Source organism: Vibrio sp. TRT 29B02, from assembly GCF_050113655.1.
Classification (GTDB): domain Bacteria; phylum Pseudomonadota; class Gammaproteobacteria; order Enterobacterales; family Vibrionaceae; genus Vibrio.
Genome location: NZ_JBNJOJ010000015.1, coordinates 72,595 through 92,281, shown reverse-complemented (window position 1 = coordinate 92,281; position 19,687 = coordinate 72,595). Strand labels below are relative to the sequence as shown.

The 19,687-nt window shown below is 47.5% G+C and carries 21 protein-coding genes; 2 read left to right on the top strand and 19 right to left on the bottom strand.

What is annotated here, in order from left to right:
- Positions 1-114 precede the first annotated feature (114 nt).
- Positions 115-738, top strand: coding sequence for a trimeric intracellular cation channel family protein (locus ACQEXT_RS11260; protein ID WP_269377853.1), 624 nt, complete (start codon positions 115-117; stop codon positions 736-738).
- A 108-nt stretch (positions 739-846) separates the two neighbouring features.
- On the opposite strand, the gene aroC is transcribed toward ACQEXT_RS11260, so the two are convergent.
- Together aroC and prmB are read right to left on the bottom strand one after the other, a co-directional pair.
- Positions 847-1,932 (bottom strand): chorismate synthase, encoded by a 1,086-nt coding sequence (gene aroC / locus ACQEXT_RS11255; protein ID WP_138973758.1) that lies wholly within the window; start codon positions 1,930-1,932, stop codon positions 847-849.
- Positions 1,933-2,121: 189 nt separating this feature from the next.
- Complete coding sequence (prmB, locus tag ACQEXT_RS11250) at positions 2,122-3,054, bottom strand: 50S ribosomal protein L3 N(5)-glutamine methyltransferase (protein WP_138973757.1); 933 nt, start codon at positions 3,052-3,054, stop codon at positions 2,122-2,124.
- 63 nt (positions 3,055-3,117) lie between these two features.
- Between prmB and smrB the strand changes: the two genes are divergently transcribed.
- Positions 3,118-3,648 carry an endonuclease SmrB gene (gene smrB, locus ACQEXT_RS11245; protein WP_269377856.1) on the top strand — a complete coding sequence of 177 codons (531 nt, stop codon included), beginning with the start codon at positions 3,118-3,120 and terminating at the stop codon, positions 3,646-3,648.
- Between the two features lie 18 nt (positions 3,649-3,666).
- On the opposite strand, the gene flhB is transcribed toward smrB, so the two are convergent.
- The 17 genes from flhB to ACQEXT_RS11160 form a co-directional block, all read right to left on the bottom strand.
- Entirely contained in the window at positions 3,667-4,797 is a 1,131-nt protein-coding gene (gene flhB, locus ACQEXT_RS11240) for a flagellar biosynthesis protein FlhB (RefSeq protein WP_426952064.1), read from the bottom strand.
- Positions 4,798-4,805: 8 nt separating this feature from the next.
- Positions 4,806-5,588, bottom strand: coding sequence for a flagellar biosynthetic protein FliR (gene fliR / locus ACQEXT_RS11235; RefSeq protein WP_426952062.1), 783 nt, complete (start codon positions 5,586-5,588; stop codon positions 4,806-4,808).
- An 8-nt stretch (positions 5,589-5,596) separates the two neighbouring features.
- Positions 5,597-5,866: a flagellar biosynthesis protein FliQ gene (gene fliQ / locus ACQEXT_RS11230; RefSeq protein WP_138973753.1), complete on the bottom strand. Its 270-nt coding sequence runs from the start codon at positions 5,864-5,866 to the stop codon at positions 5,597-5,599.
- 13 nt (positions 5,867-5,879) lie between these two features.
- Entirely contained in the window at positions 5,880-6,755 is an 876-nt protein-coding gene (gene fliP, locus ACQEXT_RS11225) for a flagellar type III secretion system pore protein FliP (protein ID WP_331416419.1), read from the bottom strand.
- Positions 6,739-7,143 carry a flagellar biosynthetic protein FliO gene (gene fliO / locus ACQEXT_RS11220; protein ID WP_138973751.1) on the bottom strand — a complete coding sequence of 135 codons (405 nt, stop codon included), beginning with the start codon at positions 7,141-7,143 and terminating at the stop codon, positions 6,739-6,741. The genes fliP and fliO overlap by 17 nt, the downstream gene beginning before the upstream one ends.
- Positions 7,144-7,156: 13 nt before the next feature.
- Positions 7,157-7,567: a flagellar motor switch protein FliN gene (fliN, locus tag ACQEXT_RS11215; protein ID WP_138973750.1), complete on the bottom strand. Its 411-nt coding sequence runs from the start codon at positions 7,565-7,567 to the stop codon at positions 7,157-7,159.
- A gap of 21 nt (positions 7,568-7,588) precedes the next feature.
- On the bottom strand, positions 7,589-8,638 hold the full coding sequence (gene fliM, locus ACQEXT_RS11210) for a flagellar motor switch protein FliM (RefSeq protein ID WP_269377860.1): 1,050 nt from the start codon (positions 8,636-8,638) through the stop codon (positions 7,589-7,591).
- A 7-nt stretch (positions 8,639-8,645) separates the two neighbouring features.
- Positions 8,646-9,143, bottom strand: coding sequence for a flagellar basal body-associated protein FliL (gene fliL / locus ACQEXT_RS11205; RefSeq protein WP_426952061.1), 498 nt, complete (start codon positions 9,141-9,143; stop codon positions 8,646-8,648).
- Positions 9,144-9,178: 35 nt separating this feature from the next.
- Positions 9,179-11,209 (bottom strand): flagellar hook-length control protein FliK, encoded by a 2,031-nt coding sequence (locus ACQEXT_RS11200; RefSeq protein WP_426952060.1) that lies wholly within the window; start codon positions 11,207-11,209, stop codon positions 9,179-9,181.
- Positions 11,210-11,352: 143 nt separating this feature from the next.
- Positions 11,353-11,793: a flagellar export protein FliJ gene (fliJ, locus tag ACQEXT_RS11195; RefSeq protein WP_138973746.1), complete on the bottom strand. Its 441-nt coding sequence runs from the start codon at positions 11,791-11,793 to the stop codon at positions 11,353-11,355.
- Positions 11,794-11,798: 5 nt separating this feature from the next.
- On the bottom strand, positions 11,799-13,121 hold the full coding sequence (gene fliI / locus ACQEXT_RS11190) for a flagellar protein export ATPase FliI (protein ID WP_138973745.1): 1,323 nt from the start codon (positions 13,119-13,121) through the stop codon (positions 11,799-11,801).
- Positions 13,121-13,921, bottom strand: a complete 801-nt coding sequence (fliH, locus tag ACQEXT_RS11185) for a flagellar assembly protein FliH (RefSeq protein WP_426952059.1) — start codon at positions 13,919-13,921, stop codon at positions 13,121-13,123. Before fliH ends, fliI begins: the two co-directional genes overlap by 1 nt.
- 20 nt (positions 13,922-13,941) lie before the next feature.
- Positions 13,942-14,997 (bottom strand): flagellar motor switch protein FliG, encoded by a 1,056-nt coding sequence (gene fliG / locus ACQEXT_RS11180; RefSeq protein WP_269377866.1) that lies wholly within the window; start codon positions 14,995-14,997, stop codon positions 13,942-13,944.
- The gene (gene fliF, locus ACQEXT_RS11175; RefSeq protein ID WP_426952057.1) at positions 14,990-16,735 is read right to left on the bottom strand and encodes a flagellar basal-body MS-ring/collar protein FliF; all 1,746 of its coding nucleotides are present in this window, start codon (positions 16,733-16,735) and stop codon (positions 14,990-14,992) included. The genes fliG and fliF overlap by 8 nt, the downstream gene beginning before the upstream one ends.
- A 16-nt stretch (positions 16,736-16,751) precedes the next feature.
- Positions 16,752-17,063, bottom strand: a complete 312-nt coding sequence (fliE, locus tag ACQEXT_RS11170; RefSeq protein WP_269377868.1) for a flagellar hook-basal body complex protein FliE — start codon at positions 17,061-17,063, stop codon at positions 16,752-16,754.
- Between the two features lie 98 nt (positions 17,064-17,161).
- Complete coding sequence (locus ACQEXT_RS11165) at positions 17,162-18,562, bottom strand: sigma-54-dependent transcriptional regulator (RefSeq protein WP_426952055.1); 1,401 nt, start codon at positions 18,560-18,562, stop codon at positions 17,162-17,164.
- The gene (locus ACQEXT_RS11160; RefSeq protein ID WP_138973739.1) at positions 18,562-19,623 is read right to left on the bottom strand and encodes a sensor histidine kinase; all 1,062 of its coding nucleotides are present in this window, start codon (positions 19,621-19,623) and stop codon (positions 18,562-18,564) included. The genes ACQEXT_RS11165 and ACQEXT_RS11160 overlap by 1 nt, the downstream gene beginning before the upstream one ends.
- Positions 19,624-19,687 lie beyond the last annotated feature (64 nt).

The following is a 19,687-nucleotide window of genomic DNA, read 5'->3' as shown; positions in this document are numbered from 1 at the left end:
ACGTTTTCGTATTCATAAAAACTCATTCGTCATAGATCACATTTCCCACTACACTCACGCCTTAAATTTCATCTTCATTGCCGAGCATTTACGGCCACTTGTTGAGAATTCATTATGCTGCTCAGTGTTTTATATATTATTGGTATCACAGCGGAAGCGATGACGGGAGCACTAAGTGCGGGTCGTCGAAAAATGGATTGGTTTGGAGTCATGCTGGTTGCAAGTGCCACGGCCATCGGTGGCGGCACAGTGCGCGATATTCTTCTCGGTCATTACCCATTAGGCTGGGTAAAGAATCCCGAGTTTCTTGCGATCACTTGTATCGCAGGCGTACTGACAACGGGGCTAGCTAAGTGGGTCATTAAACTTAAAGGCCTGTTCATTCGATTGGATGCGCTAGGACTGATCGTTTTTAGTATCATTGGAACCAAAGTGGCAATGGGTATGGGGCATCATGCCTTGATTTGTATGGTATCAGCACTCGTAACTGGCGTGTTTGGTGGCCTACTGCGTGACCTAATCTGTCGTCAAACACCACTTGTATTGCATGAGGAACTGTACGCATCTGTCGCTCTCGTGGCTTCTGGTTTGTATTTAGGACTTTTAGAGCTCGGCATTGATGATGTGACTGCGACCATTTCAACTCTCGTTGTTGGTTATGTACTTCGTATGGCTGCGGTGCGTTTCAAATGGCGCTTACCTTCATTCAACCTTGAAGCTGAAGGCTCATTGCACTGATCACGCCAGCAATTCGATAACCACAACGGTAACCGGCTCGATTTTTACAATTTCCTTATCGCATAAAAAAGCCCCGACTCACATGTCGGGGCTTTTATCAATCAGAGCTTATATCTGCGGTGTTTCTGTGGTCACACCATGGTTTTGACCACGGTGACGCAGCAGATGATCCAGTACTACGATTGCGAGCATAGCTTCAGCAATCGGAACAGCGCGGATACCAACACATGGGTCGTGACGACCTTTGGTAATCAGTTGAGTCGATTCACCCTGCTTAGTAATCGTCTCACCAGGAACAGTGATGCTTGAGGTCGGCTTAAGCGCAATGTTGGCTACAATATCTTGCCCTGTTGAGATGCCACCTAAGATACCGCCAGCGTGGTTACTCGCAAAGCCACTTGGCGTCAGTTCATCACGGTGCTGGCTGCCTTTTTGACGAACAACATCAAAGCCATCACCAATCTCTACGCCTTTCACCGCGTTAATGCTCATAAGTGCATGCGCAATGTCCGCATCTAGGCGGTCGAATACCGGTTCACCCAGACCAACGGGAACATTTGTTGCGACAACTTGCAGTTTTGCACCGATTGAATCACCTTGTTTCTTGAGGTCACGGATCAGTTGATCAAACGCTTCAACTTTATCGACATCAGGACAGAAAAATGGATTGTTTTCAATTTCATCCCAATCCACTTTATCAATCGCCACATCGCCCATTTGCGATAGATAAGCACGGATCTCTACCCCAAATTCTTGTTTCAGGTATTTCTTAGCGATTGATCCCGCCGCAACACGCATCGCTGTTTCGCGGGCAGATGAACGGCCACCACCACGATAATCACGAACACCATATTTCTGATGGTAAGTGTAGTCTGCATGCCCTGGACGAAACTTATCTTTGATTTCCGAATAATCTTTCGAACGCTGGTCGGTATTTTCGATCAAAAGACCGATAGAAGTCCCTGTGGTTTGACCTTCAAATACGCCAGACAAAATTTTCACCTCGTCTGGTTCACGACGAGCGGTGGTATAACGAGAAGTGCCTGGTCGACGGCGGTCCAAATCGATTTGAATATCTGCTTCGGTGATTTCAAGACCCGGAGGGCATCCGTCGACAATACATCCTAGTGCGATACCATGACTTTCTCCGAATGTTGTCACTCGAAAATGTTGCCCGATACTGTTTCCTGCCATTACTTCCTCAAATTTGTTTCGCCCTTGTATACAGAGCTTTACACTTCAATTATTAGTTATTTCATAGTCGCCTTATTGCGGTTTGATGTAAACCCCTAAAGACCATTTTACGCGCATAAAAAAACGCCAAGTCGCGAATCAAAGATCAAACCACTTGGCGCTATTGAAGTTTTGCTCAAACTTTAAGCATTAATCTCGATAGATTGAGAACTCATCTTTGACGGCTAGCATCTGATCGCGAGTTAGCATAAATACCCCGTGACCACCGTTCTCGAACTCAATCCAAGTAAATGGAATATGTGGGTACTGTTCCATCATGTGAACCATAGAGTTACCCACTTCACAAATAAGAATACCGTTATCCGTTAAGTAATCTGGCGCATTCGCTAGGATACGGCGAACAATTTTAAGTCCATCAGTACCCGCAGCTAAGCCTAACTCAGGCTCATGAGTAAACTCTTCAGGCAGACTGTTCATGTCTTCTTGGTCAACGTACGGTGGGTTGGAGACAATCAGGTTGTACTTCTCTTTTGGTAGATCACGGAACAGATCTGAACGGATTGGAAAAACTTGCTGCTCCATACCGTGATCCTGAACGTTAAGCTCAGCAACTTGTAGTGCGTCAGTAGAGATGTCTATCGCATCAACTTCCGCTTCAGGGAACGCATGTGCACAGGCGATGGCGATACAGCCGCTACCGGTACAAAGATCCATGATACGTGTCGGTTCTTCGATCAACCAAGGTTGGAATTCAGCTTGAATCAACTCACCGATTGGCGAACGAGGTACAAGTACACGTTCATCAACGAAAAACTCTAAGCCACAGAACCAAGCACGGTTAGTTAGGTAGGCTGTAGGCGTACGCTCATTGATACGCTTCACCACGCGCTCAACGATACGCATACGCTCACTGGTGGTCAGGCGCGAGTTCAATACATGCGGAGGCACATCGATTGGCAGGTACAATGTTGGCAGGATTAGCTGTACCGCTTCATCCCATGCGTTATCAGTACCGTGACCATAAAATAGGTTTGCGGCGTTGAAACGACTGACGGTCCAACGAATCATATCTTGAAGCGTATGAAGTTCTGACACCGCTTCTTCTACAAAAATCTTATCCAAAATTGCCTCCGAAAAGCGCTACAATACTGCTCATTACATTTTAAAGTATTAATGAATAATCCCATGAGCAAAAAAGACACCGATATGGATGATGACTTCGCCCTTTTTAGGGATGCAGTACAAGGCGTAAAAAAGTTGTCACAGGATACCATAGTCCAGCAGCCAAAAAAAAATACTAAGCAAAAAGAAATTAAGCGAACTTCTAGAGAAGCGAGCGATGCTGAGTTCTATTTCTCTGACGAGTTTGTTCCACTTTTGAATGAAGAAGGACCAACGCGTTATGCTCGCGATGACGTGTCGCAGTATGAAGTAAAAAGACTACGTCGAGGCGTTTATGTCCCTGACGTTTTTCTCGATATGCACGGAATGAATCAACAGGAAGCCAAACGCGAACTGGGGGCGATGATCGCCTACTGTATAAAGAACGAAATTTCCTGTGCGTGTGTTCAACACGGCATCGGTAAACACATACTCAAACAAAAAGCACCACTATGGCTCGCTCAGCACCCAGATGTGATGGCTTTCCATCAGGCTCCACTCGAGTTCGGTGGAGATGGCGCTCTGTTGGTACTCCTTTCTATACCCGAAAAATAGCCCGTTGCTTCTAACCTGCTATTTTCTCAGTTCTGGAGGAATAGGTAGCTCGGAGGTTTTAAGATTTGGCCTTTGTCCGCCGCGTTTTCGATACTGTTTCAATTGGAATACGTAGGCAAGAATTTGTGCCACCGCAGTAAACAAGCCATCCGGTATTTCCTGCTCTAATTCGGTTGAATGGTATAGAGCACGTGCAAGAGGCGGCGCTGGAATCACGTAGATATCGTGTTCACGTGCCACTTCACGAATCTTGAGCGCCATGTGATCCGTACCTTTCGCCACAACGATTGGCGCTCGGTCACTATCTTGTTTATATCGCAATGCCACAGAGAAATGCTCCGGGTTGGTGATGATTACATCAGCCTGAGGCACTTCGGCCATCATACGTCGTTGAGCAGCTTCACGCTGGAGCATACGAATACGGCCTTTCACTTCCGGCTTACCCTCTGTTTCCTTGTACTCGTCTTTAACCTCTTGCTTGGTCATTTTAAGTTGGTTGGCGTGTTGCCAAATCTGAAATGGGATATCGATCGCTACCACCAGCAACAAGGTACAGCTAATCAGCAATATAAAATTAAGCAGGATATCGAGCGCGTGAAAGATGTTCTGTGGGTAAACATCCATACTGAGTTGGAACAAATCTTGTTTGGCGGCATTAATGAGATAAAAGGCCATCCCAGACACTAAAGCTACTTTGAGAATAGACTTAATCAGTTCTACCCAGCTTTGCAGGCCGACCATTCGTTTGAGGCCACTCAGTGGATTCATCTTCGACCACTTCGGCATCGCCGCTTCAACTGAAAAGTTGATGCCACCGACCCCTGCGGCTCCAGCCAGCGCAGCCACAAATAGTGTTATCAGGATCAACAGAAGGGGAAGAATCAGATTCGATAATGATCCGAGCGCAATATCGAACAGCTTAACCTGATCAAATATCTCTTCACGTGACAACGTAAACAACCGCCCCATAGCGGTAAATAGAGCGCGAGCTAAGCTCTCTCCAAACCACATCAGTGCAACTGAACCAATTACCAGTACTGAAACCGACGCCAATTCTTTAGACCTTGCAACCTGCCCTTTTTCTCGAGCCTGTTGCAAGCGCCTGGGCGTGGCGTCTTCTGTGCGTTCTTGACCGTCTGACTCTGCCATTCAGCCTCCTAACAATTCAGCCTGATAAAGGAACAGATCTGTTGTTCACCTTGTAACCAGAATAGCTCATAGTGGTTGTAGAGTCCGGCGATGATGTACCAACAAATCAATAGACCCACCATCAAAGCAAAAGCGAAGCCGAGCGAGAAAATATTCAACTGCGGGGCAGCACGTGTCATCACGCCGAAGGATAAGTTGATCGTTAGCAGCGCAATAATTCCAGACAATGACATACTCAGCGCGACTTTAAACATGATTCCAAGCCATAACGCCAGTTCTCTAAAATCCACAGTCGTTAATGAACCCGTTCCAATTGGGATGGATTTAAAACTCATCACCACTAGCATTATCATTTTGAGATGACCATCGGTCGCGAGGAAAAACATGGTTGCAAGGAACATAAACAATTGACCAAGCAATGGGGTGTTTTGACCGTTCGCTGGGTCAACCATTGAGGCAAAACCCAAACTCGCCTGCATACCGAGGATCTGACCAAGAATAACAAAGGTTTGAATCATAAATTGGGTCACAGTCCCCATCGCGACACCGATAATGATCTGTTCTAGCAAAGTCATAAAACCCGCAAAAGAGACTAGTTCAATATTGTCTGGTACCGCGGGGATGGCTGGCATCACCGCAAAAGTGATCGCTAAACCTAGATAGAGACGTACCCGAGTAGACACGAATCGCGCTCCCGTCACCGACATCACCATCAGCATGGCAGCAATGCGGGTATAGGGCCAAAAGTAATTGGCGATCCAATCTAAAACTAGGCTAGTCGGATACTCCATAGTCAAACCTAGTAGAGAACCTGGGGTAAACGCTCGATCATGCTAAAGAAAAACTCCATCAGCATCTGCGTCATCCAGTGAGCAAACAGCATCAAAGCCAGTAGTGTCACAATCAAACGTGGCAAGAAGCTCAGTGTTTGTTCGTTAATGGACGTTGCGGCTTGAAAGATAGCGACCACTAAACCAATCAGTAGACTGGGAATAATGATCGCACACACCATGATGAGAACCATCCATAGCGATTCACGAAACAGCTCGACAAACATTTCAGGAGTCATTGGCTTCCTCCCGTCACAAAGCGAAACTGCCGGCTAACGTCGACAATATCAGGTTCCAGCCGTCGACCAACACGAACAGCATCAATTTAAAAGGTAACGAGACAATCATTGGCGATAGCATCATCATACCCATTGCCATCAGAACCGAAGCCACCACAAGGTCAATGATTAAGAACGGTAAGAACAGCATAAAACCAATTTGGAATGCAGTTTTGAGTTCTGAGGTGATGAAAGCTGGGATTAATACCGCCATTGACACATCTTCCGGTGCTGTCGCTGTCGAACCAGAGATATTGACGAAGGTTTCTAAGTCCTTTACCCGAGTCTGCTTGAGCATAAAGTCTTTCATTGGCGTTTGAGCTAAGTCAAACGCTTGTCGCGCGGTTATCTGCTCATTGATGTAAGGCTGAATCGCATCATCATTAATCTTGCTCAGTACTGGCGACATAATGAAGAAGGTTAGGAAGATGGCGATACCTATGATCACTTGGTTCGAGGGTGTCTGTTGCAAACCCATGGCCTGACGCAAAATAGACATCACCACAACAATACGCGTGAACGACGTCATCAAAATAACCATGGCTGGCAGGAAGCCGAGCATGGTCATCAAGGCTAAGATTTGCAAGTTGATTGAGTAGTCTTCACTGCCGTCCGCATTAGTGGTCATGGTAAAGGCTGGAATTCCGCCACCACCGCCTGTAAAACTTCCGGTTGAGATGGTTTTAGACGCGCCCTGCTCTTTCTCCATTGCCGTTACGGTCACCGAGTCACTCGGAGCGATATTGGCAGGAATCGAGGTATCTATCTCTTGCTGCGCTAACGCTAACCCAGAAAAAAGGGCCAGTACAAACGTCAGAACAATGGTCGCCAAATTAGTTGTTTTTATCATTCTTCTTCAACAGCTGAGTCAGTTGACTTGCAAACGGACCGTTAGCCATCTCCTCCTGAGACAAAGGTTTATCCAGCTTTGAGATAAGTTGAATCGATTGAGGCGTCACCCCCACTAAAAACTGCTCTTCACCCGCTTGAACAATCACAATCCTTTCTCGATGCCCAACCGCAATTTGGCGCACAACGCTCAGACCTTTCTGATTGATCAATGCGGGGACTCGCATGCGTTTCAATAGCCAAGCTAGCAACAAAATAAAGGCCACAACGAACACGAGCGACCCAAAAGTGGTCGCCCAGTCTAGTTGGCTGCCTGGAGCGGCAGCCAGTGCGGAAGGAGAAAGTACACTGAGAGAGTAAAGTAAGTACTCTCTAACTTTGAAAGTCATACGTTACCTAACATTATCGCAGTTTCTTGATGCGCTCTGTCTGGCTGATTACGTCGGTCAAACGAATACCAAACTTATCGTTAACCACAACCACTTCACCGTGCGCAATTAGGGTGCCATTCACCAGTACATCTAATGACTCACCCGCCAAGCGCTCTAGCTCAACAACCGAACCTTGGTTTAACTGGAGTAAGTTACGAATACTGATTTGAGAGCGACCCACTTCCATGGAAATCGTCACTGGTATATCTAAGATCGTATCCAGCTTGCGACGCTCATCGTCTGAGATTGGCGAAGAAGTGTCCTTTAACTCATCAAGCTGAGCGGACATCACTTCATCTACATCAATATCTGGTGCATTCGGATCTTCACCTAATGCCGCAGCCCATTCGTCCGCCAGTTTTTGGTCGTCACTCGGTTCCATACCTGTTACCTATTTATTCTCTTAATCTTCGATTTCGCCATCGTCTTCTTCTAACTCAGAAATAACATCTTTTCCGAGGAAGGCGATATCCGTTTTAACCACATCAGGGCGTTTAATTTTCTCTGATACCTGAACTGCTAATTTCTCACCTGAGCGCCCCATTTTCACTCGGAATGTTGGCAGCTCTTCAACAAACATCACAGCGTGTTCTGGCATATTGATCGGGATGATGTCACCCGGTTGTAGCTCCATCAAGTCACGCAATGAGATATCTTGCTCTAGTAAATCGACACGGAAGTTGACTGGCACATCCATGATTTCCTCACGAAGCGCCGTACTCCAACGAACGTCTGTTTCCATTTTGTCAGATTGAACACCGGCATCGAGCAACTCACGAATTGGCTCAACCATCGAGTACGGCATAACCACGTGGAAATCACCGCCACCACCGTCAACCTCAATATGGAATGAACTGACGACGATCACCTCTGTCGGGCTAACAATGTTAGCCATACTCGGGTTCACTTCCGAATCGAGGTACTCAAACTCGACCCCCATGACTGGAGACCAAGCTTCTTTGTAATCTTCAAAAACGATCTTCAGCAATAGCTGCACAATTCGACGCTCGGTCGGTGTAAACTCTCGACCTTCGATACGGGCATGGAAGCGACCATCACCACCAAAAAAGTTTTCTACTAAAATGAAGACTAGACGTGCTTCCATGGTAATCAGCGCCGTACCTTTCAACGGTCTAAACCGCACCATATTAAGACTGGTAGGCACATACAGCGTATTTTGGTACTCACCAAACTTCATCATCTGAACGCCGTTGATAGAGACTTCTGCCGTCTTCCTTAGCATATTAAACAGACTAATCCGCAAATGGCGGGCAAAACGCTCATTGATCAATTCGAGCGTTGGCATACGACCACGAACAATGCGGTCTTGCGAGGAGAAATCGAAGTCTACAGCACTGGCATCTGACTCGGGCGATTCGTCTTCTATATCATCAACGTCATCGACTCCGTGGAGCAGGGCATCAATTTCGTCTTGGCTTAATAGATCAGTCACGCATCACCTACTGCATTACAAAATCGGTAAATAGCACACGCTCAATCACTGGTTGACCTACCGCGCGATTCAAGCTTGCTTTAATGTCGTCAGTCGCTTTTTCTCGCAGTTCGATACGGCCATTGGCAGTACGCAATTGTTCAACGGTCGCCGAGGCAAACGTACTCAATAATGAACTTTCAATCAGAGGAGAGTGGTAGCGGGCGAGATTTTCGTTCTCTGAACCACGAACCATCAACTGTACCTTAATCTGTACTAAGCGATCTTTTTTGTCGCCTGTGACATTAAATAAAAACGGTTGGGGAATATTAACGTAAGCGACAGGATCGACAGGCGCAGCCACTTGCGGCTGGGTGGTCTGAGCGGCTTCCGCAGAATCATCCGAACCCATCAAGAAAAATGCAGCACCACCGCCACCCGCGAGTAACACCACGGCAGCAATGATGATAATGATCAGCTTACCTTTGCCTTTGGGCGCTTCCGTTTCGATTTCTTCAACTGCCATAACTTAACGTTCTCTATCTCTTTGTTTTTTACAGTTTAAGCGTAATAGCTAATTCCATCACGCTTTGCAGCGACATTCAAATCAAGATTGATGTCTGGTTCAAGGTTTTCTTCACCAAACAAGCCCTGACCGCTGCTTCCCTGACCAGAATTACCCTGTCCGTTATCTGCATAGCGTCTCTGCTGCTGACCGGAAGCCTGCTGCTGAACTGAGCTGTCACCTAATTGTACACCCTGCTGGGCAAGCATCTCACGTAATCTTGGCATTGATTGTTCAATCACATCGCGAGCTTGCTGATTGGCGACGGTAAAATGAACCGTGGCCGCATCTCCATTCATATTCATACGAATTTGCATACGACCCAACTCAGGAGGATCTAAGCGAATGTCGATGTTCTTTAGGTTTTTCGACATCATCATCTGAACTCGCTCTGCCACTTGTTCTCCAGCCATTTCTCGCGTCAGTTGCAATGGCACTTGTGCCGCCGCTTGCTCTGCGCGTATCTGACCTAACGAGTTAGGGCCTTGCTGCCCCGATGCCTGCGCGAGTTGCTGAGCAAAAGCCGAACTCGACTCCGAGGCGGGCTGACCACCATCTTTACCGCCGACTAGCTTACCGAGCGAACCTGCCGCTTTTGCACCCAGTGCCGCTTTAAGCACTGCCTGATCCTGTGTAAGCGCCGCGTGAGGCGTTGCTGCCACTTGTTGCATCTGGCTTGCCATCAAGTCCGTTGGCATGGCAGAAACAGCGGATTGTTGTTGCGACATTTGTGCCGCTGTCTGGGCCATTTGGGCTTGAGCTTGCTGTGTGGTAAGTGCCTGATGAACCGACTGAGCCACCGCCGCTTGTTGCGCTTTTGGTGGCGTTTCTGGCTTGATCGACACTTCATCAGTTAACGCGGGTTCATTGGTGGAAGCCCAAGGAATCGCCCCTGCCGTAACAGCCGCGGCAGCAATGGTTACATCCGCCGGTGCTTCGCTGGCCACATCACTCGCAGACATCATCACTTGGTTGCTTGGCTGTGCACTGTCTAGTGCGGTGGCTAAAGATTTACTTGGCTTATCTGTCACCTTGGTCGCCGCCACTGTGCTAGCGGCAATAGCCCCTGCCGCTAGCCCCACATCATTAGTTGAGGCATCATTTTCTTCTTCAGAGCCGTCTGCTGGGCTCTGTTTCAGCGTGACTTCTGCGCTAATCGCTGTCTCATCAAGGGCAACCGCGGACAGTTCTGCCGTTTCCTGTGGTAACGCGTTGTCTTTGTTAACCTTTGCAACAGAGGCACTTAACACTGCGGCTTGTTGCGCCAACTGACTGCTGTTCTCTTCGTCAGCAACTACTTGACTGTCTTGCTGAATAAATTTTTGTGCTGAAGCGGGTACGATAACGTCTTCCCCATCCGCCTTCATAACAACTTGCTGCTTTAGGCTATCACTGTCACTGACTTTTGAGGTTGGTTCACCACTCGGGGCCATCTCTTGTCTAGACTGGCTGTCAGTTGCAGTCACTTTAGTGGCGTCAGAAGAGACGTTTTTTTGCTCTTCTGCAGTCGAGATTTTTTGTGAGACATGGTGTTGAGTATCAATCTGATCCTGTGGCAACTCTTTGCCGTCAGCCGGTTGTAGCGCTTTATTCGCGGTATCAAGTCGCTGCAATACTTCGTCATTTTCAGAGACAATTTTCGCCGCTGAATGAGAGTTTTCGTCTTGTTGTGAGATCTCAGGCTTGGCACTTTGAGCAACATCTTTCGTGACCCTAGCTGTGTCAGCGTCTTCCGCCTCACTTTCATCAGATACGAGAAGTTCATCGACACTTTGGCTCTCTGTCGCTTGCGCTTTTACGTCGCTAACGCCCGACTCACCTTTAGATACCGATGCTTGCTCGGCACTGGCCTCTGCGCCCTCTACCTTACCTGCGCTCTCTTTGGTGCTAGTCTCACCTTTTATTAACGCCGCTAATTTGGCAAAGAAACCGCCAGACTCGGAGCTTTCGACACTCGCGTCACCACCGTCAGTGGTGGTCTTAGTCACTTTTGGACTTTCCGATACCGATGATAAATTGATATTCATACCAGGTTCACTCTCAGTTGCTTCACGCCGAGAAGGCTCTACGCGGCAAAGACGCCGATTCATTGCATACAAGTTGGAATAGATATCTGCAAGAAACACGCCAACGATAATCAAAGAATGACTTCGCTCACAGAAGTGAGAGGTTAGTTCGAAATTCGACGTGAGTACTGAAGGGTAGAAAATTCATCCATCTGCTTTTGCTCCCTGATATTTTGCAGACGCTGCTTTTCGGTTTGTTTTTTCTCAATAAGCCACTCGTATGAACGACGCTGCTTTCGGCTCTCTAACCAGTTATGCTCGCAGTTATTAACCTGGCCTTTGAAATGCGATTCGGCTTGCTTCTGCTTAGACAAGGTCTCATCTAAAGTGGTTAAAAAACGGTTTAAATGCGAGTACTGACTAGCGGTCAAACCTTGTTGTCCACGGTCAACCAACTGCTGACAGTAATCAAGGCGATACTTTTCAATTTGCTCGAGCTGCTGATAGTAGCTTTCAAGCTCATTGCGAGCTTGGTTTAACGCCAATACTGCTTGGTTTTCGCGCTCTTTGGCCTGCTCTAACAAAAACTCCAGTGCATTATCCATAAGCGTTAATCACCCTGCAGCAAACCACGTAGCATATTGATACACATGTCATAAGGTACGGTCTCTTTCATTGTTTGTTGCAAGTAGATATCAAGCTTAGGCTTGAGAGTGAACGCACCATCAATCGCCGGATCGGTACCCGGCTTGTATGCACCAATCGATACTAGGTCTTGATTCTTACGACAGATAGAGAGAACTTGGCGCACCGCTTTCGACATTAGGACATGTTCTTCGGAGGTGATCTGTGGCATTACACGACTGACCGATTTTTCAACATCAATCGCTGGGTAGTGCCCTGCATCCGCCATCTCACGCGACAACACCACGTGACCATCCAAAATGGCTCGTGAGGCGTCTGCGATTGGATCTTGCAAGTCGTCCCCTTCGGTCAGAACGGTAAAGAATGCGGTAATCGAGCCTTGCTCCGGACTACCGTTACCCGCTCGCTCTACCAAAGCAGGTAATTTGGCAAACACGGAAGGTGGATAACCTTTGGTTGCCGGAGGTTCTCCTACCGATAAAGCGATTTCACGTTGTGCCTGCGCGAAACGGGTTAGTGAGTCCATCAGTAACAGGACGTCTAAGCCCTGATCACGAAAATACTCAGCAATGGTTAGCGCAGTCTGACACCCTTTCAAACGCATTAGTGGAGACGAGTCGGCTGGCGCAGCGACAACAACAGAGCGCTGTCGACCATCGACACCGAGGATTTCTTCGATGAATTCTTTAACTTCTCGTCCACGCTCACCAATCAAGCCCACGACGACAACTTGAGCCGTTGTGCCTCGCGTCATCATGCCTAGTGTCACCGACTTACCGACACCGGAACCTGCAAATAGACCGATACGCTGGCCTTTACCAACGGTGAGTAATCCATTAATGGCTTTGATGCCGACATCAAGAGGTTCAGAAATCGGTTTACGTGCTAATGGGTTAATCGGATCCGCATTGAAGGAGGCGCGTTTTTCGGTGTAGATCGGCCCTAAACCATCCAGTGGGTTACCTACGCCGTCAATAACCCGACCGAGCAACTCCATCCCAACTGGCAGGCCCGTTTCGCTCGTCATCGGTGTCACTTTAGCACCAGGGAGCACACCTGTGATCTGCTCACTAGGCATCAAGAAGAGATTGTCACCTGAGAAGCCCACTACCTCGGCTTCCATTTCGCCGTGCATGGTCTCAACTTTACATAAGCTCCCAATTGGCGCTCTACATCCGGTAGCTTCCAGCGTCAGGCCAACCACTCGCACCAACTTACCTGATGCAACCGGACGGCAAGTCAGGCCTTTGGTTTTGTATTGAGATAAGCGTTCTGCAAGAGCCAGCACTACTCACCACCTTGGTGGCGATTAACCCCACAGAAGCTTTGAATTACGCTGCGAATACGATCTTCAAGACGATAATTAACACTCGACTCCCCAGCCTCAATCTGAACATCACCACGATTGAGGGCAGGTTCGCTCATTAAAGTCCAATTGCGAAAACTCAGTTGTTCCTCTCCGTAAGAAGAACGAATGATATCGACATCATCTGGGTGGAGTTTTAAGGTGATGGCATGGCCAGATATCGGTAGAGATTCTACCGACTGCTTGATGGTATCAAGGATGACCTGAGGATTTGTCTGAACTTCAACGTGAACCACTTCTTTGACAAGCGTAAGTACCATGTCGACCAATTGCTTTTCCACCTGAGCATTCATCAGCTCCAATGGTTGAGCAAACTGGTTGGCTAAGCCAATAAAGGTTTCCACTTGCTGCTGAATAAACTCTTGTCCAGCGGCAACACCTTCAATTTTTCCGGCTTCAAGACCTTCCTGATGACCTTCCTGTAAGCCCTGCTCCTTGCCTTTATCGTAGCCTTGCTTAAAGCCCGCTTCTTGGCCTTGGTGCAGACCTTCCTGATAAGCTTGCTGCTTGATCAGTTCGATCTCTTCTTCGGTTAGCGCTTTCGGCGTCTCTTCGGCAACAGGCTCAGCAATAGGCATCCAGCTAGGATCGTAATTCATCGCTGTCTTTTTCGCCTGTTTATGGGTTTGCGCCGTGTAATCAGGCATACCCCATCGCTCTGGTTTTTCTACCAAATCGTCGTTATCAAGACGTAAAAAGCCGCGTTTTCGTTCCCCAGACATAGGCACCCTACTTACTTAAATTATAAGAACTCGTCGGCACCACCACCCAGCATGATCTCACCAGAGTCAGCCATGCGTCGGGCGATAGCCAGAACTTCTTTCTGCGCTGCTTCAACGTCAGACACTTTAATTGGTGGCATGGCTTCAAGGTCATCACGCATCATCTCAGCAGCACGCTTAGACATGTTCTTGAAGATCTTCTCACGCAATGCATCATCGGCACCTTTAAGCGCACGCTGAAGCGCATCCTGTGGAACGTCGCGCAATAGTTTCTGAATACCTTGGTCGTCGACTTCGATAAGGTTTTCGAAGACAAACATCAGATCTTGAATCTGAGTCGCCATATCTTCGTCTTGATCGCGAATTTGCTCCATCAAGATACCTTCGATGTTGTTGTCCATGTAGTTCATGATTTCGGCAGCTGCCTTCAGGCCGCCAATCTTGGCAGCTTGAGCACCCGCTTGACCTGCGAACTGTTTCTCCATGATTTCGTTCAGTTCTGCTAGTGCGGAAGGCTGAACTTCTTCAAGGTTGGCGATACGCATCATTAGGTCTAGGCGGTCACGCTCTGCAAACTGAGAAAGAATTTCAGCGGACTGATCTGGCTCAAGATATGAAAGTACAATCGTTTGAATCTGAGGGTGCTCATTGATAATAATGCTCGCCACCTGACGTGGGTCCATCCATTTCAATGAATCAAGACCTTTAGAACCGGTACCCAACAGGATTTGGTCAACAAGGTTATTCGCTTTGTCTTCACCTAAGGCGGCCACTAATGCATTACGCATGAAGTCTTCGCTGCCCATACCAATGTTGGTGTACTTCTGAATGTCTTCCAAGAAAGCGCGGTGAACGGCACCCACCTTCTCTTGACTTAGGTCGGAAGCTCGCGCCATAGCGCTACCCACTCGTTGAACTTGCTTTGGTTCTAGATGGCGAATAATACCCGCAGCGTCTTCCTCATTGAGACTGAGTAATAGAATCGCCGCGCGCTCTTCGCCCGGGATGGTTGATATATCCACGGTGTTTTCTGCTACCTCACCGCCCGCTTCCTGTGGAACTATTTCGTTAGGCATCCTGCATCCAATTCTTCACTACTTGTGCCGCTAGCTCAGGCTCGTTTGCTACTAGAGCACGTACCGCTTTCAGCACATCTTCATCTTTGTGTAGGTTAGGTAAGTCTATGCTTGAGCCAAACTCAAACAACTCACCACCATCTAAGTCACCGCCGATTAAGCTGGTTTCGCCATCAACCCCAATAGGTAGACCATCCGGTCCGTACAGTTGATCGTCATCATCAGACGCAGGGTTGAGCAGTTTTTTCATTGCCGGGCGGACAAGGACTAACACCACCACAATGATAACCAACGCACTTGCGAACCAACGAATCCAGTCATTAAAGTTAGGATGTTCCCAAATTGGCACATCTGCGATGGTTTCTGTTTCTGGTTCAGCAAACTGCATACTCAAGACATTTAACAAGTCTCCACGAGCCTCGCTATAGCCAACCGTACCTATCAGCATCTGTCTAATAGAGTTTAGCTCAGCCTCTGAGATTGGTTGGTAACTGGTTTCCCCTGTTTCAGGATTGACCACTGAGCGATTTTTAACCGCCACAGCAACTGTCTGACGATTGACCACTCCAGTCTGACGACGTTCATGACTTATGGTGGTATCCAGTTCAAAGTTACGAGTTGCTTCTTTGTGGACTGACCCTTGACCAAGTGTTGTGCCATCTTTCATCTGGGCTACATCTTGAGGAATTGATGCATCCGCTGGCGGCTGATTACTTAAAGCACCAGGCACACCCGCGACGACGTTGCCATTATTGTAGTCTTCAAGTGTGTACTCGCTACGAGTCGATGGGGTATTAGGGTCAAAGCTCTTACGAGTCTGCTCTACAGCACTGAAATCCAGCTCGATATCCACTTGGGCGGTATAGTTACCAAAACCAAGAATTGGGATAAGAATCGAATCAATTTTATCGCGCAGAGCCTGTTCTTGTTTACGCTCAAGTTCATGTTCTTTGCGACGCGCAGACGAGGCAGGGTCTTGGCTACCCGAACTTAGCAGGCGGCCATGTTGATCGGTAACCGTAATGCGGTTCGGTTTCATACCAGGAACGGCACTTGAAACCATGTCTACCACAGAATCTACCTCTTCTTGCTTGAGGTTAGCTCCGGTTTTGAGAGTAAGGAATACTGAAGCTGACGCTTCTTGATTGTGTCGAACAAATACGCTTTGTTTCGGTAATGCCAATAGAACTCGTGCTTTACGCACTTGTTTCATCTCTTCTATCGCCTTAGATAGCTGACGTTCACGGCTTAGCTTTAAGCGTTCTTGTTCTAAGCGCTGAGAAACCCCAAAACCCATGTCTTGCAGTAGGATATCATCGCCTGCATGTTTCTCTTGGTTAAGACCGGCTCTGACCATACCCAGTTTAAGCGAGTTAAAATCACTCGTAGGAACTAAAATGGTGTTGCCATCTAATTGGTAATCGAGTTTCTGCTGATCTAGGTAGTCAAGAATTGGGATCAGTTCTTCCGTTTCATAAACGCCTAATGGACGCATTTCTGGCTCTTTAACCCAGAAAAACAGCATCACAATCAAAGCGACACAGATCGATATCGACAGAACGAGAACAACTTGACGAAGCAGGTCTAAATCACCGACAGCCATGTCAAATTTAGAACTGCTTTTCTCATCCAAATCGGGGTTTTGAATGCCCGTATCGAGATCAGACGTACTTAACATAGTGCTGTCAGCACTGCTATCAGATAACGCCAGATCGGTTGATTGATTTTGCTCTGCCACAGACTTTACCTAAAACTTAAACCGGCATATTCATCAATTCTTTGTACGCTTCAACCAGCTTGTTGCGTACTTGAATTGTCGCATCGAATGCAACGCTAGATTTGTTTCTAGCGATCATTACATCAGACAAAGACACATCTGCGTCACCGCGATCAAATCGCATTTGCAAATCACTAGATGTCTTAGAAAGGCCATTGACGTTATTGATGGCACTATTCAGCATTTGCCCAAAGTCTGCGCTTACAGTTTGCCCTGTCGCCGCTGGCTTTGTGCCGCCCGCTTCAAACATCATCGCTTGCATTTCGCTTTGAAAACCATCAATTCTCATCAAAACCTCAGTAGTCAACTCTTTGACTAAACATAGTGCTGGACTTATGACGCTGCAATCCTCGTGCCACGTCAATTCGACTGACAAAAAATAGCACGTTAGTTCGGAATATCAATCCCGGCATCACGCATTTTTGCTAACTTGTAGCGCAAAGTTCGTGGACTAATGCCTAATTTTTCAGCCATTTCTTTTCGACGGCCGTTACACTCTTCTAATACCTCAAGAATAATCGCATATTCCTGATCACGCAGTTCGCCACCTAAACCAGAGCCAGACGCCAAACTGCTGGTCGCTTCTGCAACCGGTTTAACATCTGGAACTTGACACACACCTGTTTCAACGGCCACTTGCAGACTCGACGCATCTTGCCAATCAAGCCCTTCTAACAGAATTTGTTCACTGTCGATGACAGCGTTGTCGCTTAATATCAAAGCTCGCTGCATCACGTTATCCAGTTCACGAACATTCCCTGGCCATGAATAAGACATCAATTTATCCGTCGCGCTTGCAGTCAAAGTCGGTACTGGCATACCCAATTTCTGGCAATGTCGCTCAATCAGATGCTTTGACAACGGCTCGATATCTCCCGGACGTTCGCACAGTGCTGGCCATGCGATTGGGAACACGTTAAGACGGTAGTATAAATCTTCACGGAAGTTGCCTTCTTGGACGTAGCTTTTTAAATCTCGGTTACTGGTTGCCAGCACACGAACATCCAGCTTTATGCTCTTGCGGCTACCCAGACGTTCAACTTCTCTTTCTTGAAGAACACGCAATAGCTTCGCTTGCAGGCTAAGATCCATTTCGCTGATTTCATCAAGTAAAATGGTTCCACCTTGCGCCTGTTCGAATTTGCCCGGGCACGCCTGTACCGCCCCAGTAAACGCGCCTTTTTCATAACCAAAAAGGGTCGCTTCCAGCATGTTATCTGGAATAGCCGCACAGTTTATTGCGACAAAAGGGCCATCTTTACGAAGAGAAGCATTGTGAATATAGCGTGACATGACTTCTTTACCTGAGCCACTTGGCCCCAGAACCATCACACTTGCATCGGTTTTAGCAACTTTATCGGCTAATGCCAGCAGCTTGATGCTTTTCTCGTCAGCCACCACGGCATCACCGTTATCGTCGGATTTAACCGGCGCGTAACGGCTGACCATATTAAGTAGTACCTCTGGCGCAAAAGGTTTCGCCATGTAGTCGATCGCACCGTCTTTCATCGCTGAAACGGCATCTTCAATGTTGGCATAAGCCGTCATCAACAACACAGGAAGATTTGGCCAGTGCTGCTTAATGCTTCTTAACAAAGCCAAGCCACCCATGCCAGCCATTTGAACATCAGAGACAACAATGTCGACATTATTAGATTTGAGCTTAACTAGGGCATCCTCGGCGCTGTCCGCTTCAAGCCACTCATAGCCAGCTAAAGCTAGCGTATCGACCAGTGCTTCGCGTAGGCCTTCATCATCTTCTACAATCAGTACCTTACTTTGAGCCATTATCTTTCTCCAGTCATAGCTTGTTGGTCAGCATTCGAGTTTTCGTTAAGCGGGATACACATAGTAAAACACGCCCCGTCACCCTGTTCTGAAATGAGTTCTAACCTTCCATCATGAGCACGACATACCATTTGTACGACAGCTAACCCAAGTCCCGTTCCCTGAGAACGAGTAGTGAAGAAAGGTTCCATTATCTTGTTTTGCAGCTCTTTCGGCACTCCAGGTCCACTGTCCTGAACTGAAATTTTGAGCTCACCATTCACTGGTCTGAAAAATACATCGACCTGTGACTGTTTTCCGGCAATCTGAATCGCATTCATGACCAAATTGCTCAGCGCGGATGCAATCGCGTTCGCATTCCCCAGCAACTGAGTCTGCTCTTGCTCGACTTCAAGATAATAATCGATTTGGTTGTTTTTAAGTGCAGTCTCAACCATAGGTGAGAACTCGCTAACAAGTTGTTCAATCGTAAACGGTTTAACAACCTTATTGTCTCCACCTTTTGCAAACAGCAACATATCGTTGACTTGTTTTTCTAAGTCATGAAGCCTGTCCATCAGCTTGCTTTGAAAGCGTTCTTTGGTTGCTGGTGGCAAATTGGGCGCCGCTAGGTTAGAGGCATAGAGCATCGCGCTGGAAAGTGGTGTCCGAACCTGATGTGCCAGAGATGCAACCATACGTCCCAAAGAAGAGAGTCGTTGTAGATCACTGACGCGCGCCTGCAATAAACGCGTTTCAGTCAAATCAGTGATCAGAATGAGCTGCCCCGTTGCGGATGCGGAGATCGCTAATCTCACTTTGCGCCCGTTTCGCAGCGATATTTCATGACCATCATCTTCGCGTGGCGCAAACGCCTGTTGAATGACTTCAAACCACTTGTCACCAACCAGTGAAAGCTCTAGCAATCTTTGCGCTTCAGGGTTAGCTTCCTGAACCACGCCCTGAGTATCGAGCAAGATCACGCCCGCCGGCATAACATCGAGTACCTGCTGATAGCGTTCGACTTGTTGTTCTAATGTGCCCAACGGCATTGGATTGTCCGTTGAAGAAGTTGGATGCATGACGTATTTCTGCCTTAAAAACTACAATAGCCTGCCATGCAAAAAGCAAGCCAGGCTATTTTAT

Coding starts and splice junctions, on each gene's coding strand:
- fliO (WP_138973751.1), bottom strand. CDS start 7,143: ATGACTTTCAAAGTTAGAGAGTACTTACTTTACTCTCTCAGTGTACTT.
- ACQEXT_RS11260 (WP_269377853.1), top strand. CDS start 115: ATGCTGCTCAGTGTTTTATATATTATTGGTATCACAGCGGAAGCGATG.
- flhB (WP_426952064.1), bottom strand. CDS start 4,797: ATGGCAGAGTCAGACGGTCAAGAACGCACAGAAGACGCCACGCCCAGG.
- aroC (WP_138973758.1), bottom strand. CDS start 1,932: ATGGCAGGAAACAGTATCGGGCAACATTTTCGAGTGACAACATTCGGA.
- fliL (WP_426952061.1), bottom strand. CDS start 9,143: ATGGCAGTTGAAGAAATCGAAACGGAAGCGCCCAAAGGCAAAGGTAAG.
- fliR (WP_426952062.1), bottom strand. CDS start 5,588: ATGGAGTATCCGACTAGCCTAGTTTTAGATTGGATCGCCAATTACTTT.
- fliQ (WP_138973753.1), bottom strand. CDS start 5,866: ATGACTCCTGAAATGTTTGTCGAGCTGTTTCGTGAATCGCTATGGATG.
- fliE (WP_269377868.1), bottom strand. CDS start 17,063: ATGAGAATTGATGGTTTTCAAAGCGAAATGCAAGCGATGATGTTTGAA.
- fliN (WP_138973750.1), bottom strand. CDS start 7,567: ATGGAACCGAGTGACGACCAAAAACTGGCGGACGAATGGGCTGCGGCA.
- fliG (WP_269377866.1), bottom strand. CDS start 14,997: ATGCCTAACGAAATAGTTCCACAGGAAGCGGGCGGTGAGGTAGCAGAA.
- ACQEXT_RS11200 (WP_426952060.1), bottom strand. CDS start 11,209: ATGAATATCAATTTATCATCGGTATCGGAAAGTCCAAAAGTGACTAAG.
- fliJ (WP_138973746.1), bottom strand. CDS start 11,793: ATGGATAATGCACTGGAGTTTTTGTTAGAGCAGGCCAAAGAGCGCGAA.
- ACQEXT_RS11165 (WP_426952055.1), bottom strand. CDS start 18,562: ATGGCTCAAAGTAAGGTACTGATTGTAGAAGATGATGAAGGCCTACGC.
- fliH (WP_426952059.1), bottom strand. CDS start 13,921: ATGTCTGGGGAACGAAAACGCGGCTTTTTACGTCTTGATAACGACGAT.
- fliP (WP_331416419.1), bottom strand. CDS start 6,755: ATGATAAAAACAACTAATTTGGCGACCATTGTTCTGACGTTTGTACTG.
- smrB (WP_269377856.1), top strand. CDS start 3,118: ATGAGCAAAAAAGACACCGATATGGATGATGACTTCGCCCTTTTTAGG.
- ACQEXT_RS11160 (WP_138973739.1), bottom strand. CDS start 19,623: ATGCATCCAACTTCTTCAACGGACAATCCAATGCCGTTGGGCACATTA.